General features: G+C 53.8%; 17 protein-coding genes. 9 read left to right on the top strand and 8 right to left on the bottom strand.

The window, feature by feature from the left end:
• Window positions 1-14: 14 nt before the first annotated feature.
• From OGX66_RS18110 to folA, 8 genes are all read left to right on the top strand, one after another.
• The gene (locus OGX66_RS18110; RefSeq protein WP_016149531.1) at window positions 15-956 is read left to right on the top strand and encodes an electron transfer flavoprotein subunit alpha/FixB family protein; all 942 of its coding nucleotides are present in this window, start codon (window positions 15-17) and stop codon (window positions 954-956) included.
• 48 nt (window positions 957-1004) lie between these two features.
• Window positions 1005-2291 carry an FAD-dependent oxidoreductase gene (locus tag OGX66_RS18105; protein ID WP_003018887.1) on the top strand — a complete coding sequence of 429 codons (1287 nt, stop codon included), beginning with the start codon at window positions 1005-1007 and terminating at the stop codon, window positions 2289-2291.
• A complete protein-coding gene (fixX, locus tag OGX66_RS18100; RefSeq protein ID WP_000203736.1) occupies window positions 2288-2575 on the top strand; it encodes a ferredoxin-like protein FixX in 288 nt (95 codons plus the stop codon). Before OGX66_RS18105 ends, fixX begins: the two co-directional genes overlap by 4 nt.
• A 147-nt stretch (window positions 2576-2722) precedes the next feature.
• A complete protein-coding gene (locus tag OGX66_RS18095; protein WP_003845694.1) occupies window positions 2723-4066 on the top strand; it encodes an MFS transporter in 1344 nt (447 codons plus the stop codon).
• A gap of 91 nt (window positions 4067-4157) precedes the next feature.
• Window positions 4158-4391 (top strand): YgdI/YgdR family lipoprotein, encoded by a 234-nt coding sequence (locus OGX66_RS18090; RefSeq protein ID WP_003018880.1) that lies wholly within the window; start codon window positions 4158-4160, stop codon window positions 4389-4391.
• Window positions 4392-4494: 103 nt separating this feature from the next.
• Window positions 4495-5025 carry a glutathione-regulated potassium-efflux system oxidoreductase KefF gene (gene kefF / locus OGX66_RS18085; RefSeq protein ID WP_286512032.1) on the top strand — a complete coding sequence of 177 codons (531 nt, stop codon included), beginning with the start codon at window positions 4495-4497 and terminating at the stop codon, window positions 5023-5025.
• Entirely contained in the window at window positions 5018-6880 is a 1863-nt protein-coding gene (kefC, locus tag OGX66_RS18080) for a glutathione-regulated potassium-efflux system protein KefC (RefSeq protein WP_088902755.1), read from the top strand. Before kefF ends, kefC begins: the two co-directional genes overlap by 8 nt.
• A 198-nt stretch (window positions 6881-7078) precedes the next feature.
• The gene (folA, locus tag OGX66_RS18075) at window positions 7079-7558 is read left to right on the top strand and encodes a type 3 dihydrofolate reductase (protein ID WP_003018873.1); all 480 of its coding nucleotides are present in this window, start codon (window positions 7079-7081) and stop codon (window positions 7556-7558) included.
• Between the two features lie 96 nt (window positions 7559-7654).
• Here the strand turns inward: folA and apaH are convergent, their stop codons facing one another.
• Genes apaH through lptD form a run of 6 tightly spaced genes read right to left on the bottom strand, consistent with a single transcriptional unit; the run spans window position 7655 to window position 14397 of the window.
• Window positions 7655-8503, bottom strand: a complete 849-nt coding sequence (gene apaH / locus OGX66_RS18070) for a bis(5'-nucleosyl)-tetraphosphatase (symmetrical) ApaH (protein WP_270926431.1) — start codon at window positions 8501-8503, stop codon at window positions 7655-7657.
• 10 nt (window positions 8504-8513) lie between these two features.
• Entirely contained in the window at window positions 8514-8891 is a 378-nt protein-coding gene (apaG, locus tag OGX66_RS18065; RefSeq protein WP_003018867.1) for a Co2+/Mg2+ efflux facilitator ApaG/CorD, read from the bottom strand.
• A gap of 2 nt (window positions 8892-8893) precedes the next feature.
• Window positions 8894-9715 carry a 16S rRNA (adenine(1518)-N(6)/adenine(1519)-N(6))-dimethyltransferase RsmA gene (gene rsmA / locus OGX66_RS18060; RefSeq protein ID WP_003018865.1) on the bottom strand — a complete coding sequence of 274 codons (822 nt, stop codon included), beginning with the start codon at window positions 9713-9715 and terminating at the stop codon, window positions 8894-8896.
• Window positions 9708-10700, bottom strand: coding sequence for a 4-hydroxythreonine-4-phosphate dehydrogenase PdxA (gene pdxA / locus OGX66_RS18055; RefSeq protein WP_088902754.1), 993 nt, complete (start codon window positions 10698-10700; stop codon window positions 9708-9710). Before pdxA ends, rsmA begins: the two co-directional genes overlap by 8 nt.
• A complete protein-coding gene (surA, locus tag OGX66_RS18050) occupies window positions 10700-11986 on the bottom strand; it encodes a peptidylprolyl isomerase SurA (protein WP_003018860.1) in 1287 nt (428 codons plus the stop codon). Before surA ends, pdxA begins: the two co-directional genes overlap by 1 nt.
• A gap of 53 nt (window positions 11987-12039) precedes the next feature.
• Window positions 12040-14397 carry an LPS assembly protein LptD gene (gene lptD, locus OGX66_RS18045; protein WP_016149536.1) on the bottom strand — a complete coding sequence of 786 codons (2358 nt, stop codon included), beginning with the start codon at window positions 14395-14397 and terminating at the stop codon, window positions 12040-12042.
• Window positions 14398-14652: 255 nt separating this feature from the next.
• On the opposite strand from lptD, the gene djlA reads away from it, so the two are divergent.
• Window positions 14653-15468, top strand: coding sequence for a co-chaperone DjlA (gene djlA, locus OGX66_RS18040; RefSeq protein WP_003845702.1), 816 nt, complete (start codon window positions 14653-14655; stop codon window positions 15466-15468).
• A 95-nt stretch (window positions 15469-15563) separates the two neighbouring features.
• Here djlA and rluA read toward each other — a convergent pair whose 3' ends face one another.
• Together rluA and rapA are read right to left on the bottom strand one after the other, a co-directional pair.
• Entirely contained in the window at window positions 15564-16223 is a 660-nt protein-coding gene (gene rluA / locus OGX66_RS18035; RefSeq protein WP_008786174.1) for a bifunctional tRNA pseudouridine(32) synthase/23S rRNA pseudouridine(746) synthase RluA, read from the bottom strand.
• An 11-nt stretch (window positions 16224-16234) separates the two neighbouring features.
• The gene (gene rapA, locus OGX66_RS18030) at window positions 16235-19141 is read right to left on the bottom strand and encodes an RNA polymerase-associated protein RapA (RefSeq protein WP_003837386.1); all 2907 of its coding nucleotides are present in this window, start codon (window positions 19139-19141) and stop codon (window positions 16235-16237) included.
• Window positions 19142-19198 lie beyond the last annotated feature (57 nt).

Here is a 19198-nt window from a genome sequence, read left to right as displayed (position 1 = left end):
TATCAGGGGATGTTATGAACAAATTTTCCAGTATCTGGGTATTCAGCGATACCCCTTCTCGTCTGCCGGAACTGATGAAAGGTGCGCAGGCTTTAGGCGAAAAAGTTAACACGTTTGTGCTCAGCGATGCGGACAGTGCAACGGCATGTCATTTAGGCGCGGATCATGTCTGGCTGCTCAGCGGCAAACCAGAAGACCGTATGGTTGAAGACTACGCCGATGCGATGGCCGAAATCATTCGTCAGCACAGCGAGGGCGGCGCGGTGCTGCTGCCGAATACACGTCGGGGCAAGCTGTTAGCGGCAAAGCTGGGCTTTCGCTTGTCGGCTGCAGTCTCAAATGACGCCAGCGCAGTCGCGGTGCAGGATGGAAAAGCGGCGGTCAAACATATGGTCTACGGCGGCCTGGCGATGGGAGCAGAAACAATCGCTTCACCGTTTGCCGTGATCACTCTCAGTAGCGGAACGTTTGACGCGCAGCAACCGGATACCGCTCGCAGCGGTGAGGTGCACACCGTCCAGTGGCAGGCTCCGGCCATTGTCGTGACCCGTACGGCAACTCAGGCGCGTCAGAGCAACAGCGTCGATCTCGACAAAGCCCGTCTGGTGGTCAGCGTGGGACGCGGTATTGGTAGCAAAGAAAATATCTCGCTGGCAGAAGCGCTGTGCCAAACGATTGGCGCTGAGTTGGCCTGTTCCCGTCCGGTGGCGGAAAACGAGAAGTGGATGGAGCATGAACGCTACGTCGGCATCTCCAACCTGATGCTTAAGCCTGAACTGTATCTGGCCGTGGGGATCTCCGGGCAGATCCAACATATGGTCGGCGCCAACGGCGCACAGACGATTTTCGCCATCAACAAAGACAAAAATGCGCCGATTTTCCAGTATGCAGATTATGGCATCGTTGGCGATGCGCTGAAGATCCTGCCTGCGCTGACGGCTGCCTTAGCGCGTTAAACCATTCGGGCAGGATGCGAAGGTATCCTGCCGCTGACAGGAGTACGTATGTCCGAAGATATCTTTGATGCCATCATAGTGGGTGCAGGTCTGGCTGGTTCGGTTGCGGCGCTGGTGCTGGCTCGGGAAGGTGCACAGGTGCTGGTTATCGAGCGCGGCAATTCTGCTGGCGCGAAGAATGTCACCGGTGGGCGCATGTATGCGCATAGCCTGGAGCGCATCATTCCCGGTTTTGCTGAGCAGGCCCCCATTGAACGCATAATCACCCACGAAAAGCTCGCCTTTATGACCGACAAAGGGGCGATGACCATCGACTATTGCAATGGTGAAGAGGCCGCATCGTCGCAGGTTTCTTATTCCGTCTTACGTAGCAAATTTGACGCCTGGCTGATGGAGCAGGCCGAGGAGGCGGGCGCCCAGCTCATCACCGGTATTCGTGTGGATAACGTTGTGCAGCGCGAGGGTAAAGTCGTGGGCGTGGAAGCCGACGGCGATATTCTGGAAGCCAAAGTGGTGATCCTCGCCGACGGGGTGAATTCTCTGCTGGCTGAAAAGCTGGGTATGGCAAAGCGCGTCGAGGCATCGCATGTTGCCGTCGGCGTAAAAGAGCTGATCGAACTGCCAAAATCGGTAATTGAAGATCGTTTCCAGTTACAGGGGAACGAAGGTGCAGCTTGCCTGTTTGCCGGTTCGCCAACTGATGGATTGATGGGTGGTGGCTTTCTCTATACGAATGAAACGACCCTTTCTCTGGGGCTGGTCTGCGGCCTTCATCACCTGAAAGACGCGAAAAAATCGGTCCCGCAAATGCTGGAAGATTTCAAACAGCATCCGGCGGTTGCCCCACTGATCGCCGGTGGCAAGCTGGTGGAATATGCCGCGCACGTGGTACCTGAAGCCGGTATGAATATGCAGCCAGAACTGGTGGGGGACGGTGTGCTGATTGCCGGTGACGCTGCCGGAATGTGTATGAACCTCGGCTTTACCATTCGCGGTATGGATCTCGCCATTTCCGCAGGCGAAGCGGCGGCGAAAACGGTGCTTTCAGCGATGAAGCGTGACGACTTTAGCAAGCAGTCGCTGGGTGAATACCGTCAGCATCTGGACGATGGCCCGATGCGCGATATGCGTATGTACCAGAAGCTTCCTGCTTTTCTTGATAACCCGCGCATGTTTACCGCCTATCCCGAAATGGCGGTCAGTATCGCACGCGACCTGTTCACCGTAGATGGTTCCGCCCCAGTGCCAATGCGTAAAAAAATCCTACGCCATGCGAAGAAAGTGGGTTTCATCAACCTGATGAAAGATGGCCTGAAAGGAGTGACCGTATTATGACATCTCCCGTCAATGTGGACGTCAAACTGGGCGTCAATAAGTTCAATGTCGATGAAGACAGCCCGCATATCATTCTCAAAACCGATCCTGATAAACAGGCGCTGGAAGTGCTGATTAAGGCCTGTCCTGCAGGGCTGTATAAAAAGCAGGACGACGGCAGCGTACGGTTTGATTACGCCGGATGCCTGGAGTGCGGAACGTGCCGCATTCTCGGGCTCGATACAGCGCTGGAAAAGTGGGAATACCCGCGTGGGACATTTGGCGTGGAGTTTCGCTACGGTTAATAAGTGCGAGGTTGTGCACCCGTAGGCCGGATAAGACGCGCTAGCGTCGCCATCCGGCAATCATGTGACGCCAGTGCCGGATGGGGGCGTAAACGCCTTATCCGGCCTATAGATGACGCTTTGCCCGTGTTGAAACAGGAAGTCGCTATGCAGCAGCCCAGGAACTTTGATGACATCAAATTTACCTCTATTCACCGCCGGATAATGCTGTGGGGAAGCGGTGGGCCATTTCTGGATGGTTATGTGCTGGTGATGATTGGCGTAGCGCTGGAACAGCTCACGCCAGCATTGAAACTGGACGCACAGTGGATTGGTCTGCTGGGTGCCGGCACGCTCGCCGGTCTGTTTGTGGGGACGTCGCTGTTTGGCTACATTTCCGATAAGGTCGGGCGGCGCAAAATGTTCATCATCGATATTATCGCCATTGGCGTGATATCGGCAGCAACCATGTTTGTTTCCTCGCCCGTTGAGCTGTTGGTGATGCGTGTGCTGATCGGCATTGTGATTGGTGCCGATTATCCGATTGCTACCTCGATGATTACCGAGTTCTCCAATACCCGCCAGCGCGCTTTCTCCATCGGTTTTATCGCCGCGATGTGGTATGTCGGCGCCACCTGTGCCGATCTGGTCGGTTACTGGCTGTATGATGTTGAGGGAGGGTGGCGCTGGATGCTGGGCAGCGCGGTGATCCCCTGTATTTTGATCCTGATTGGGCGCTTCGATCTTCCTGAATCGCCGCGCTGGCTGCTGCGTAAAGGTCGGGTGAAAGAGTGTGAAGCGATGATGATCAAACTGTTCGGCGAACCGGTGGTGTTCGACGAAGAGGCGCCGCAGGAGACGCGTTTCCTTCAGTTGTTTAATCGCCGACACTTCCCGTTTGTCCTGTTTGTTGCCGCTATCTGGACCTGTCAGGTGATCCCGATGTTCGCCATTTATACCTTTGGTCCGCAGATTGTTGGACTATTGGGGCTTGGTGCCGGGAAAAGCGCCGCGTTGGGCAATGTGGTAATCAGCCTGTGCTTTATGCTGGGGTGTATTCCTCCCATGTTCTGGCTCAATAGCGCGGGCCGCCGACCGCTGTTGATTGGCAGTTTTATTATGATGACGCTGGCGCTGGCTGTACTGGGGTTAATTCCTGATATGGGGGCGTGGCTGGTAGTGCTGGCGTTTGCCGTGTACGCGTTTTTCTCGGGGGGACCGGGAAACCTGCAGTGGCTATACCCAAACGAGCTGTTCCCTACCGACATTCGCGCGTCTGCCGTCGGGGTGATTATGTCCTTAAGCCGCATCGGTACTATTGTTTCAACCTGGGCGCTGCCGGTATTCATCACCAAATACGGTATCAGCAATGTCATGCTGATGGGCGCAGGAATTTCGCTGATAGGCCTGCTTGTGTCCATCGCTTTCGCCCCGGAAACGCGAGGTCTGACGCTGGCGCAAACCAGTCAAATGACGATTCGCAGTAAGCCCGTGACCAGGGCGGGCTATTAGGAGTGTTCTGTATTTTCCCTGCAACTCAGTCAGTTAGCCTACAGTTAACTGGGTATATCACTGAAAACAACTGAAAAGCAGGGAGAACACCATGCAAAAACATATCCTGATCACCTCAATTTTTACCGCAGCAGCACTGTTTACCGTGGCCGGTTGTTCCTCAAACCAGGCGGTTAAAACCACCGATGGCAAAACAATCGTCACTGACGGCAAACCGCAGGTTGATGATGATACTGGTCTGGTGTCGTACAAAAATGCTCAGACGGGTAAGACGGAACAGATTAACCGCGATCAGGTTAAGGATATGAGCGAACTGGACAACTAGTTCAGTTTTCTCCATTCAGCCACTCAATAATATTGACTGTTAGCCTGTGGATTAAGTGACTAAACTCACTGTTATTACAATAATGCAGTGACACAGGCTAATCATGATTCTCATCATTTATGCGCATCCCTATCCGCAGCATTCGCATGCGAATAAGCGGATGCTTGAACAGGCAAGGACGCTGGAGGGCGTGGAGATACGCTCGCTCTACCAGCTCTACCCCGACTTCAATATCGATATTGCCGCTGAACAGGATGCGCTGGCGCGCGCTGATTTGATCATCTGGCAGCATCCGATGCAGTGGTACAGCACACCTCCATTACTCAAGCTGTGGATGGATAAAGTCCTTTCGCACGGCTGGGCGTATGGCCATGGTGGTACTGCGCTGCACAGTAAACAACTGCTGTGGGCGGTGACGACCGGCGGCGGTGAAAACCACTTCGATATTGGCTCCCATCCCGGATTTGATGTGCTTTCTCAGCCTTTACAGGCAACAGCGCTCTATTGCGGCCTCAAATGGCTGCCGCCGTTTGCGATGCACTGTACGTTTATCTGTGATGATGAAACGCTGCAAGCGCAGGCGCGTCACTACAAACAGCGTCTGATGGAATGGCAGGAGGCACACCATGGATAGCCATACGCTGATACAGGCGCTGATTTATCTCGGATCGGCGGCGCTGATTGTACCCATCGCCGTACGGCTGGGATTAGGGTCGGTACTGGGGTATCTCATCGCCGGATGCATTATCGGACCCTGGGGGCTGAGGCTGGTGACGGACGCCGAATCCATCCTGCATTTTGCGGAGATCGGTGTGGTACTGATGCTGTTTGTCATCGGTCTGGAGCTGGATCCGCAACGTTTGTGGAAATTGCGGGCATCGGTGTTCGGCGGCGGTGCGCTACAGATGGTGGTTTGCGGCGGCTTAATTGGTTTGTTCTGTATGTTCCTTGGCCTGCGCTGGCAGGTAGCGGAACTGATCGGCATGACGCTGGCGCTTTCCTCAACGGCTATCGCTATGCAGGCAATGAATGAACGCAACCTGATGGTTTCGCAAATGGGCCGCAGCGCGTTTGCCGTGCTGCTGTTCCAGGATATCGCCGCTATTCCATTGGTGGCGATGATCCCGTTACTGGCGGCGAGCGGCGCATCGACTACGCTTGGGGCGTTTGCATTGTCAGCCCTGAAGGTAGCGGGCGCACTGGTATTGGTGGTGGTATTGGGGCGTTATGTCACACGTCCGGCCTTGCGTTTTGTTGCGCGTTCGGGCCTGCGGGAAGTATTCAGTGCCGTTGCGCTGTTCCTCGTGTTTGGCTTCGGTCTGCTCCTGGAAGAGGTTGGCCTGTCGATGGCGATGGGGGCCTTCCTGGCCGGGGTGCTGCTGGCGAGCTCTGAGTATCGCCACGCGCTGGAAAGCGACATTGAGCCATTTAAAGGATTGCTGCTGGGACTGTTTTTCATTGGCGTGGGGATGTCTATCGACTTTGGTACGCTGATTGATAATCCCTTGCGCATTATCATTTTGCTGGTCGGTTTCCTGGTTATCAAAACCGTCATGCTGTGGTTGATAGCGAAACCGTTGCAGGTGCCGAACAAGCAGCGTCGCTGCTTTGCCGTATTGTTAGGGCAGGGCAGTGAGTTTGCCTTTGTGGTGTTTGGCGCGGCGCAAATGGCAAATGTGCTCGATCCTGACTGGGCGAAATCGCTGACGCTGGCGGTGGCGTTGTCGATGGCGGCTACGCCGATTTTGCTGGTGATTTTGACGCGTCTGGAAAAATCGGCGACTTCGGAAGAGCGGGAAGCCGATGAAATTGATGAGGAGCAACCGCGGGTGATCATCGCTGGATTTGGGCGATTTGGCCAGATAACCGGTCGTCTGTTGTTGTCGAGTGGGGTCAAAATGGTGGTTCTTGATCATGACCCGGACCATATCGAAACGCTGCGTAAATTCGGGATGAAGGTTTTCTATGGCGATGCGACCCGGATGGATCTGCTGGAGTCTGCCGGGGCGGCGAAAGCTGAAGTCATTATTAATGCCATTGACGATCCGCAAACCAGCCTGCAGTTAACCGAAATGGTGAAAGAGCATTTCCCGCATCTGCAAATTATTGCTCGTGCGCGCGATGTGGATCATTACATCCGCCTGCGCCAGGCGGGCGTGGATATGCCGGAACGCGAAACCTTTGAAGGTGCACTGAAGACCGGACGTCTGGCGTTGGAGGGTCTCGGGCTTGGGCGCTATGAGGCACGTGAGCGGGCGGACGTATTCCGCCGATTCAATACCATGATGGTAGAGGAGATGGTGAAAGGGGAAAATGACGCGACTTCCCGCGCGGCCGTTTATAAACGCACCAGCGCAATGCTGAGTGAAATTATTGCGGAAGATCGTCAGCACTTATCGTTAATTCAACGCCATGGCTGGCAAGGCACGGATGAAGGTAAGCATACGGGCGACGTCGCCGATGAGCCGGAAGTGAAACCGTCAGCATAGGGTAAAAAATGTGATGTTCTGCAAACTTTACTGCTAATTGGCTGTTTTTGAACTACTGTAATGCTGGCGTACCACCTTAAATAGGTCGGTTCGCCAGCAGAACGGAAAATTTTCCTGTTCATCCTCTTTCCGCCAGTCGACGAAAGATTGCGCTTTCCGTATAGTGGCGACAATTTTTTTGTATCCGGGAAATATTCAATGATCAGTCTGATTGCGGCGTTAGCGGTAGATCGCGTCATCGGTATGGAGAACGCCATGCCGTGGAACCTCCCTGCCGATCTCGCCTGGTTTAAACGTAATACCTTAAACAAGCCGGTTGTCATGGGACGCCACACCTGGGAATCCATTGGGCGACCGTTACCTGGGCGTAAAAATATCGTCATCAGCAGCAAGCCTGGCACTGACGATCGTGTGCAGTGGGTGAAGTCTGTTGATGAAGCCATTGCGGCCTGCGGTGATGAACCAGAGATTATGGTGATTGGCGGTGGGCGCGTGTATGAGCAGTTCCTGCCAAAAGCGCAGAAGCTGTATCTGACGCACATTGATGCTGAAGTCGAAGGGGATACGCATTTCCCGGACTACGAACCGGATGACTGGGAGTCGGTGTTCAGTGAATTCCACGATGCCGACGCGCAAAACTCTCACAGCTACTGCTTCGAGATTCTGGAGCGTCGTTAATCCTGTAAGTGCCGGATGGCGGCGAAACGCCTTATCCGGCCTATTCTTGTGCCAGATGTAGGCCTGATAAGCGTAGCGCCATCAGGCATAAATCTCTCAGGCGTTGACCGCTTCGCCAGGATCCAGATTCAGATGGCGATTTGATGGCTGCACAAAGTACTGTTTGTCTTCCCAGCGCAGACAGGTGAGATCGCCTCCCCAGCAACACCCCGTATCCAGCGCGTAAATACCTTCTGGTGTGCCTTTGCCTTCCAGCGATGCCCAGTGCCCGAATGCAATGCTGTACGCTTCACTGACAGGTCCAGGAATGGCAAACCATGGCTTCAGCGGGGCAGGCGCGTCTTCTGGTGACTCTTTGCTGTACATATCCAGTTGACCGTTGGGGAAGCAGTAACGCATGCGGGTAAAGGCGTTGGTAATAAAACGCAGGCGTGCCAGCCCGGTCAGTTCCGGGGTCCAGTTATTGGGCATGTCGCCGTACATCGCATCAAGGAAGAAGGGATATGAGTCGCTCGACAACACGGCTTCAACATCGCGAGCACAGTCTTTTGCCGTCTGCAGGTCCCACTGTGGGGTGATACCGGCATGTGCCATCACCAGCTTCTTCTCTTCGTCTACCTGCAACAGCGGTTGACGGCGGAGCCAGTTAAGTAATTCGTCGGCATCCGGTGCTTCGAGCAGCGATGTGACCCTGTCTTTAGGTTTATTACGACTGATACCAGCAAATACGGCCAGCAGGTGTAAATCGTGATTACCCAATACTAACCGCACGCTGTCGCCCTGTGATTTCACGTAGCGCAAAACGTCCAGCGAGCCCGGCCCACGAGCGACCAGATCGCCGGTGAGCCATAGGGTGTCTTTTTTGGAATTAAATTCTACCTGATGCAGCAAGGCTACCAGTTCATCGTAACAACCGTGAACGTCGCCAATAAGGTATGTCGCCATAGTTATTGTTTTAATGAATGAGTGTTGGAACGGCGAGTCGGAATACGGGAATGTCGATGGTAAAGGCGATGCCTTGTTCATCGATCATTTCGTAGTGACCCTGCATGGTGCCCAGCGGCGTTTCAATCACCGCACCGCTGGTATACTGGTACTCTTCGCCGGGTTCGATATGGGGCTGGACGCCAACCACGCCTTCACCCTGGACTTCTGTTTCGCGGCCATGACCATTAGTGATTAACCAATAACGCCCCAACAGCTGCACAGGCGCTCGCCCCAAATTGCGGATAGTTACGGTGTAAGCAAAAACGTAACGTTCATCATCAGGTGAGGATTGCGCCTCAATGTAGACGCTTTGTACCTGAATGCACACTCGGGGCGAATTGATCATGTTTAACTCTCCTTCGATGGCGCGTTTTCTGACAGATAGTTAGCCATCCGGCAGTATTGCGCGACAGAGATATTTTCCGCTCGCATCGCCGGATCAACGCCCAGCTCTGTCAGTACTTCAACGCTAAATAGGTTGCCGAGACTGTTACGTACCGTTTTACGGCGCTGATTAAACGCTTCGGTGGTAATACGGCTCAGCACACGAACATCTTTAACCGGGTACGGCATCGTCGCGTGAGGGACCAGACGCACAACAGCTGAATCAACTTTAGGCGCTGGCGTAAATGCGGAAGGCGGTACTTCAAGTACCGGGATCACATTGCAGTAATACTGCGCCATGACGCTTAATCGACCATACGCTTTACTGTTTGGCCCTGCAACCAGACGATTGACCACCTCTTTTTGCAACATGAAATGCATGTCGGCAATGGCATCAGTATAGGAAAAAAGATGGAACATGAGTGGCGTGGAGATGTTGTACGGCAGGTTGCCGAATACACGCAGCGGCTGTCCCATCGTTTGTGCCAGTTCGCCGAAGTTCATGGTCATGGCATCTTGCTGATAAATCGTCAGCTTAGGCCCTAAAAACGGGTGTGTCTGTAAGCGTGCTGCCAGATCGCGGTCCAGTTCAATGACCGTGAGCTTGTCCAGACGTTCGCCTACTGGTTCGGTCAATGCCGCCAGGCCTGGGCCGATTTCGACCATAGCCTGACCTTTCTGCGGGTTGATAGCAGAGACAATACTTTCGATCACAAACTGATCGTTGAGGAAGTTCTGCCCGAAACGTTTACGGGCTAAATGGCCCTGATGGACTCGATTATTCATTGGTATTAACAATCATTTTGATGGCGAGATTAAGCGCCGTAATAAAACTGCCGACATCTGCTTGTCCATGGCCCGCGAGTTCAAGTGCGGTGCCGTGATCGACGGATGTGCGAATAAAGGGCAGGCCCAGCGTGATATTCACACCGCGACCAAATCCCTGGTATTTTAGCACGGGGAGACCCTGATCGTGGTACATTGCCAGCACGGCATCCGCGTGGTCGAGATATTTGGGCTGAAAAAGCGTATCTGCGGGCAGCGGGCCGTTTAATTTCATCCCCTGCGCACGCAGTTCATCGAGTACCGGAATGAGGGTGTCTATCTCTTCCGTTCCCATATGACCGCCTTCACCAGCATGCGGGTTAAGACCGCACACCAGAATATGTGGATCGGCAATGCCGAACTTAGTGCGTAAATCATGATGCAAAATGCCGATCACTTCCTGGAGCAGGGCGGGCGTGATGGCGTCGGCAACGGCTCTGAGCGGCAAATGCGTGGTTGCCAGGGCAACGCGCAGCTCTTCGGTCGCCAGCATCATAACAACTTTCTTTGCCTGTGAGCGCTCTTCAAAAAACTCGGTATGCCCGGTAAACGGAACGCCTGCGTCATTGATTACGCCCTTGTGAACCGGACCGGTGATCAGCGCCGCAAACTCACCTTGCAGACAACCATCGCAGGCGCGAGCCAGCGTATCCACCACATATTGCCCGTTTACTACAGCCAACTGACCCACGACAGCAGGTGCCCGCAGCGCAATCGGTAACAGCGTCAATGTGCCTGCTGATTGCGGTCTGGCTGGGGTATCTGGAGAGTAGGGGAGGAGTGAAAGCGGTAAACCGAGCATTGCTGCCCGGTCACTGAGAAGTCCTGCATCTGCACAGACAACGAGTTCTACAGGCCAATCGCGCTGGGCGAGCTGAACCACCAGGTCCGGGCCAATCCCGGCGGGTTCGCCGGGAGTGATAACAACGCGTTGAGTACGAGCCATTAGTTGCTCAGAACTTTAACGTAAGCGCTGGCGCGCTGTTCCTGCATCCAGGTTGCTGCTTCTTCCGAGAATTTACGGTTCATCAGCATGCGGTAAGCTCTGTCTTTCTGCGCCGCGTCAGTTTTATCAACGTTCCGCGTGTCCAGCAGTTCGATCAGATGCCAACCGAAAGAGGAGTGCACCGGGGCGCTCATCTGGCCTTTATGAAGTTTGGTCAGCGCATCGCGGAAAGCTGGGTCGAAAATATCCGCTGCAGCCCAACCCAGATCGCCGCCCTGGTTGGCAGAGCCTGGATCCTGAGAAAACTCTTTAGCGGCTGCCGCGAAGGTAGTTTTACCGCTCTTAATATCTGCCGCGATTTGTTCCAGCTTCAGACGCGCCTGCTGATCGGTCATGATCGGCGACGGCTTAAGCAGAATATGGCGGGCGTGAACTTCAGTCACGGAGATGCTCTGGCTTTGGCCACGCATATCATTGACTTTCAGGATGTGGAAGCCGACACCTGAACGAATTGGGCCGATGATATCGCCTTTTTTCGCAGTGCTTAACGCCTGGGCGAAGATACCCGGCAGCTCCTGAATACGTCCCCAACCCATCTGGCCGCCTTTCAGCGCCTGCTGGTCAGCGGAATAAGTAATAGCCAGTTTGCCAAAATCACTACCGTTACGCGCTTCATCAACAACAGAGCGCGCCTGGCTTTCAGCCGCGTTAACCTGGTCGGAAGTTGGGTTTTCCGGTAATGGGATCAGAATGTGGCTCAGGTTCAGTTCGGTGCTGGCATCGTTTTGGTTGCCTACCTGTTGCGCCAGGGCATCCACTTCCTGAGGCAGGATGGTGACGCGACGGCGAACTTCGTTGTTACGAACTTCAGAGATGGTCATCTCTTTGCGGATCTGGCTACGATAGGTCGAATAACTTAAACCATCCTGTGCCAAACGACTGCGCATCTGATCCAGCGTCATGTTGTTCTGCTTGGCGATGTTGGCAATAGCCTGATCCAACTGCTCGTCAGAGATTTTAACACCCATCTTCTGACCCATTTGCAGGAGGATTTGATCCATGATCAAACGTTCCAGGATCTGATGACGCAGCGTGGCGTCGTCCGGTAACTGCTGACCAGCCTGACCCGCATTAAGTTTTACTGACTGCATTAAGCCATCGACGTCGCTTTCGAGAACGACGCCGTTATTGACGACGGCTGCGACTTTATCGACTACCTGTGGGGCAGCGAAACTGGTATTCGCGATCATGGCGATACCGAGAAGCAGCGTTTTCCAGTTCTTCATACTTTTTCCATTTCAATTAACCGCGATGCGGATTACGTTGTAAATCAATCAGATCATAAAGAGCTTTGATACGGCAAAATGTTTGAACGCAACATTTGGTTGGTGCCGAGACCGTAGTTGGAGCTCAGGCCGCGCAGTTCGATATTAAAGCCGATCGTGTTGTCATAAATCGCGTGTTTCTGGGTGTTATCCCAGCCGTTCAGCTTACGTTCGTAACCGAAGCGAATGGCGTAACAGCAGGAGTTGTACTGCAGCCCCAGCATTGAATCTGCTTCTTTGTTCACGTTGGTATCGAAGTAGTAAGCGCCAACAATCGACCAACGGTCGGCGATTGGGAAGCTTGCCACTGCGCCCACCTGTGAGATCCCGTTTTTATACTGCTCTGCCGTAGAGTAGTAAGACGGCAGAGTAGCCTGGATATACTCCGAGCTGGCATAACGGTAGTTCAACTGCAGCATACGGTTTTCGTCGCGACGATATTCGATACTGCTGCTACTGGTTGCAACGCTGTCCAGACGGGTATCGTACTGGATCCCACTGCGTAAACCCCAGCGATCGGAGATGCGCCAGTAGGTATCGCCCGCCCATACCAGTGAGCCCGTTTTGTCGTCATTCTCCCATTTAATGTTGTCATCGCCGGTGCGAGACTCGGTGAAATAGTAGATTTGACCCACGGATATATTAAAACGTTCAACGGCTGCGTCATCATAAACGCGAGATGTGACCCCGGTTGTGACCTGGTTGGCGGAGGCAATGCGGTCCAGACCGCCATAGGTACGGTCACGGAACAGGCCGCTATAGTCGGATTGCAGCAGGGACGAGTCATAGTTATAGATATGACTTTGGTCGCGATACGGTACGTACAGGTACTGCGCGCGCGGCTCCAGCGTCTGGGTATAACCCGGCGCCAGCATTTGCATGTCACGCTCAAACACCATCTTGCCGTCAACTTTAAACTGCGGCATGACGCGGTTAGCTGAATCATCGAGCTTGGTGTTCTGCGGGTTGCTGTTGTACCAATCCAGATTAGTCTGCTGATAGTGCGTTGCCAGCAGTTTTGCTTCGGTATTGATACTTCCCCAGTTGTTCGACAATGGCAGATTGATGGTCGGTTCAAGGTGAACACGCGTCGCTTCCGGCATGTTGTCGTTGGTGTTAACGAAGTGCACCGCCTGACCATAAATACGGGTATCAAACGGACCAACGTCATTCTGGTAGTAGTTGACATCTAACTGCGGCTGCGCAGAGTAGCTGTTACTGTTTTGCGCGTCGAAGACCTGGAACTGCTTGGTCGAAACTGTGGCATCAAAGTTCTGTACCGCGTAGCCGACGCTGAATTTTTGCGTGGCGTAGCCGTCGGTACTGGAACCGTATTTGTTATCGAAATCATTAAAGTAGCTGGTGTCGCTGACCTTGGTATAGTCGACGTTGAAACGCCACACCTGGTCCATCACCCCAGAGTGTTGCCAGTAAAACAGCCAGCGACGTGAATTGTCATCCTTCGGATGTTCGTCCTCATACACTTTATCGGAGTTCAGATAGTCGAACTCCATCAGGCCCGCACCTGCTTGCGTCAGGTAGCGGAATTCGTTCTCCCACATGATCCCGCCACGACGGTGCATATAATGTGGCGTGATGGTGGCGTCCATGTTGGGCGCAATGTTCCAGTAATATGGCAGGTAGAACTCAAAATAGTTATTAGTGGAATATTTTGCGTTCGGGATCAGGAAACCGGAACGGCGCTTATCGCCGACGGGTAACTGTAAATAAGGACTATAAAAGACCGGAACCGGACCCAGTTTAAAACGGGCGTTCCAGATCTCTGCGACCTGTTCTTCACGGTCGTGGATCACTTCGCTACCGACAACGCTCCAGGTATCGGAACCTGGCAGACAGGAGGTAAAGCTACCGTTTTCCAGAATGGTATAACGGTTTTCGCCACGCTGTTTCATCAGATCGGCTTTCCCGCGTCCCTGACGGCCCACCATCTGGTAATCACCTTCCCAGATGTTGGTATCTTTGGTATTCAGATTCGACCAGCCCTTCGGCCCCTTCAGAATAACCTGATTGTCATCATAATGGACATTGCCCAGCGCATCGACGGTACGTATTGGCTCCGGCTGGCCTTCAGCCTGCTTCTGATGAAGCTGTACTTCGTCGGCCTGCAGGCGGCTGTTACCCTGTGCGATGTCCACGTTGCCGGTAAACACCGCGTCATCGGGATAATTCCCTTTAGCGTTGTCGGCATTGATGGTGACGGGTAATTCATTAGTCTCGCCCTGTACCAGAGGACGGTCATAGCTCGGCACGCCCAGCATACACTGTGAGGCGAGATCGGCTGCCAGGCCCTGATGGCTATAGAGGGCACTGGCAATCATGGTGGCCAGAAGAGTGGGAATACGTTTTTTCATACGTTGTATTTATTGTTCCATCATCAGTAGCGTCGCGCGTGACAAACGGTCACAGCCTAACTTATCTCATCTTCACTGCGCTAGTGTTAATCCTGCCCATTTAGGCATCCGTGGTGTTAGGCACGGCATTGAATGACAGGTATGATAATGCAAATTATAGGCGATGTCCCACAATTGACCGCAGCCGTAAATCGGTAAAAGCACCTTATATTGTGGGACATAGCCTGGCTGAGAGCATAAAGATTTGGGGAGTCTATGCAGTATTGGGGAAAGATAATTGGTGTAGCCGTGGCCTTAATGATGGGTGGCGGCTTCTGGGGTGTGGTTCTGGGGCTGTTAGTTGGCCACATGTTCGACAAAGCCCGCATGCGCAAAATGGCGTGGTTTGCCAACCAACGTGAACGCCAGGCGCTGTTTTTTGCCACCACTTTTGAGGTGATGGGACATCTGACCAAATCCAAAGGTCGCGTCACGGAAGCCGATATTCATATCGCCAGCCAGTTGATGGATCGGATGAATTTGCACGGTGACTCGCGAACGGCTGCACAACACGCCTTCCGGGTAGGAAAATCGGATAATTATCCATTACGTGAAAAGATGCGTCAGTTTCGCAGCGTCTGTTTTGGTCGATTCGATCTGATCCGCATGTTTCTGGAAATTCAAATCCAGGCGGCATTTGCCGATGGGTCGTTACATCCTAATGAGCGTGAAGTGCTGTATGTGATTGCTGAAGAGTTGGGGATCTCACGTACCCAATTTGATCAGTTCCTGCGCATGATGCAGGGCGGCGCACAGTTTGGCGGCGGATATCAGCAGCAGTCTGGCGGCGGTGGCTGGCAGCAGGCGCAACGCGGCCCGACGCTGGAAGACGCCTGTAATGTGCTGGGTGTGAAAACGACCGATGATGCGACTACCATAAAGCGCGCTTACCGTAAGCTGATGAGCGAGCACCATCCGGACAAACTGGTCGCGAAAGGTCTGCCGCCAGAGATGATGGAAATGGCGAAGCAAAAAGCGCAGGAAATCCAGAAGGCTTACGAGTTAATCAAAGAACAAAAAGGCTTTAAATAATAATTATGCCGGATGCGGCTAGCGCTTTATCCGGCCTACGGTAATGAATGTAGGCCGGGCAAGCGAAGCGCCCCCGGCATAAATTGGCTCAGAATTTAAAAATCCGCCGGGACTTTAAACGTCATACTGTTGCCGTATTCGGGATGCGTGATGGTTAGCATCTCGGCGTGCAGCAGCAGGCGGGGTGCCAACGCCAGCGCTTCAGGCGGAGCATAGAAGCGATCGCCGAGGATTGGATGCCCTAACGCCAGCATATGCACACGCAGCTGGTGGGAGCGTCCGGTAATCGGTTTAAGCACGACCCGGGCGGTGTTATCCGCCGCGAACTCCACCACCTCATACTCTGTCTGCGCTGATTTCCCGGTCTCATAACACACTTTTTGCTTTGGCCTGTTCGGCCAGTCGCAAATCAGCGGTAAATCAACCAGACCCTCGGCCGGAGCGGGATGCCCCCAGACGCGTGCAACATACTGTTTTTTCGGTTCGCGCTCGCGAAACTGGCGTTTTAGCTCGCGCTCTGCCGCTTTGGTTAGCGCGACTACAATCACGCCGCTGGTGGCCATATCCAGACGATGGACGGATTCAGCCTGCGGATAATCGCGCTGGATACGCGTCATCACGCTGTCTTTGTGCTCATCCAGACGACCCGGCACAGACAACAAACCGCTCGGCTTGTTGACCACCATAATGTGGTCATCCTGATACAGGATGACCAACCAGGGTTCCTGCGGCGGATTGTAGTTTTCCATCCCCATGTATGGCTCCGTTACTGATGCGTCACGACGATCAGGCGCAGGGCATCCAGACGCCAGCCCGCCTGATCCAGGCTTTCCATCACCTGCTGACGGTTGCTTTCAATTGCGCTGAGTTCGTCATCACGGATGTTCGGGTTAACGGCACGCAGCGCTTCCAGACGGGAGAGTTCCGCAGTCAGTTTTTCGTCCGCTTCTTTACGCGCCGCGTCGATCAGCGCGCGGGCTGATTTTTCCACCTGCGCTTCACCGAGTTGCAGAATAGCATGAACGTCTTGCTGCACGGCGTTGACCAGTTTACTGCCGGTGTGGCGGTTAACGGCGCTGAGCTGACGGTTAAAGGTTTCGAACTCAACCTGTGCAGCGAGGTTATTGCCGTTTTTATCCAGCAGCATACGTACCGGCGTTGGCGGCAGGAAGCGGTTCAGCTGCAGCTGTTTCGGCGCTTGCGCTTCAACCACATACACCAGCTCAACCAACAGCGTTCCGACCGGCAATGCTTTGTTTTTCAACAATGAAATGGTGCTGCTGCCGGTGTCGCCAGAGAGGATCAGATCCAGACCATTACGGATTAACGGATGCTCCCAGGTAATAAACTGTGCGTCTTCACGCGACAGGGCGACATCGCGCTCGAACGTAATGGTGCAGCCATCTTCCGGCAATCCCGGGAAATCTGGCACCAGCATATGATCGGACGGCGTCAGCACGATCAAATTGTCACCACGGTCATCCTGATTAATACCAACGATATCAAACAGATTCATGGCGAAGGCGATCAGGCTGGTATCATCGTCCTGTTCTTCAATACTCTCAGCCAGCGCCAGCGCTTTTTCACCGCCGTTAGAGTGGATCTCCAGCAGACGATCGCGACCTTGTTCCAGCTGTGCTTTCAGCGCGTCATGTTGTTCGCGACAGGTTTTGATCAGATCGTCAAAGCCATCGGTATTTTCTGGTTCAGCCAGGTAGCCGATCAGATTGTTATAGACCGTGTCGTAGATGGTACGGCCGGTCGGGCAGGTGTGTTCGAACGCATCCAGACCTTCGTGGTACCAGCGCACCAGCACGGATTGCGCGGTTTTTTCCAGGTACGGAACGTGGATCTGAATATCATGTGCCTGACCAATACGGTCCAGACGGCCAATACGCTGTTCCAGTAGATCCGGATTGAACGGCAGGTCAAACATCACCAGATTGCTGGCGAACTGGAAGTTACGCCCTTCGGAGCCGATTTCAGAACACAGCATTACCTGAGCGCCGCTATCTTCTTCGCTAAACCAGGCTGCGGCGCGGTCACGCTCAATGATCGACATCCCTTCATGGAACACGGCTGCGCGGATACCTTCTCGCTCGCGCAGGACCTGCTCCAGTTGAAGCGCGGTGGTGGCTTTTGCACAGATAACTAATACTTTTTGCGAGCGGTGGCTGGTCAGATAGCCCATTAGCCATTCCACGCGCGGGTCAAAGTTCCACCAGGTGCCGGTATCGCCTTCGAATTCCTGATAAATCTGTTCCGGGTAGAGCATATCGCGCGCCCGGTCTTCCGCGCTTTTACGCGCACCCATAATGCCGGAGACTTTAATCGCCGTCTGGTATTGGGTCGGCAGCGGCAGCTTGATGGTGTGCAGCTCGCGTTTTGGGAAGCCTTTAACACCATTACGGGTGTTACGGAACAGCACGCGGCTGGTGCCATGGCGGTCCATCAGCATCGAAACCAGCTCCTGACGCGCGCTCTGGGCATCTTCGCTGTCGCTGTTTGCCGCCTGCAATAGCGGTTCAATGTCCTGCTCGCCAATCATGTCGCCTAACATGTTCAGCTCACTATTACTCAGCTTGTTGCCTGCCAGTAACATAGCGACGGCGTCGGCGACCGGACGATAATTTTTTTGCTCTTCAACAAACTGGGCGAAATCGTGGAAACGGCTGGGGTCCAGCAGGCGCAGACGAGCAAAGTGACTTTCCATACCCAGCTGCTCCGGTGTAGCGGTTAGCAGCAGGATGCCCGGCACACGTTCTGCCAGTTGTTCAATGGCCATATATTCGCGGCTGGGCGCGTCTTCGCTCCACACCAGGTGATGCGCTTCATCGACGATCAGCAGATCCCATTCGGCGTCACACAGATGCTCCAGGCGCTGTTTACTGCGACGGGCAAAGTCCAGCGAGCAGATGACCAGTTGTTCGGTTTCAAACGGGTTGTAGGCGTCGTGCTGCGCTTCTGCATAACGCTCATCATCAAACAGTGCAAAACGCAGGTTGAAGCGACGCAGCATTTCGACCAGCCACTGGTGCTGTAATGTCTCTGGGACGATGATCAGCACGCGCTCTGCGGCGCCTGACAGCAGCTGTTGATGCAGGATCATCCCGGCTTCAATGGTTTTACCTAAACCCACTTCGTCTGCCAGTAAAACGCGAGGGGCATGACGACGGCCAACATCATGGGCAATGTTCAGCTGGTGAGGAATCAGGCTGGTACGTTGACCACGCAAACCACTCCACGGCATACGGTATTGTTCGCTCTGAAATTTACGCGCGCGATAGCGCAGAGCAAAGCGATCCATGCGGTCAATCTGGCCGGCAAACAGGCGATCTTGTGGTTTGCTGAATACCAGTTTGCTGTCGAGTAGTACTTCACGCAGCATGACACCGGTTTCTTCGGTATCCAGGCGGGTTCCGATATAGGCAAGCAGGCCGTTTTCTTCTTTTACTTCATCGACATGCAGTTGCCAGCCTTCATGGCTTGTTATCGTATCGCCAGGATTGAACATCACGCGGGTCACGGGGGAATCACTGCGCGCATACAGACGGTTTTCGCCCGTCGATGAGAAAAGTAATGTGACGGTTCGCGCATCCATGGCGACAACGGTACCAAGTCCCAATTCGCTTTCTGTATCGCTGATCCAGCGTTGACCAAGTGTAAAAGGCATATATGTTCGGCTCTATATCTTTAGTTGCAGGCAATACTCACCCTCTGCCAGAGTAAA

Source organism: Citrobacter sp. Cf072 (assembly GCF_030334485.1).
GTDB lineage: Bacteria > Pseudomonadota > Gammaproteobacteria > Enterobacterales > Enterobacteriaceae > Citrobacter > Citrobacter freundii.
This window is presented reverse-complemented; position numbering and strand designations above follow the sequence as displayed.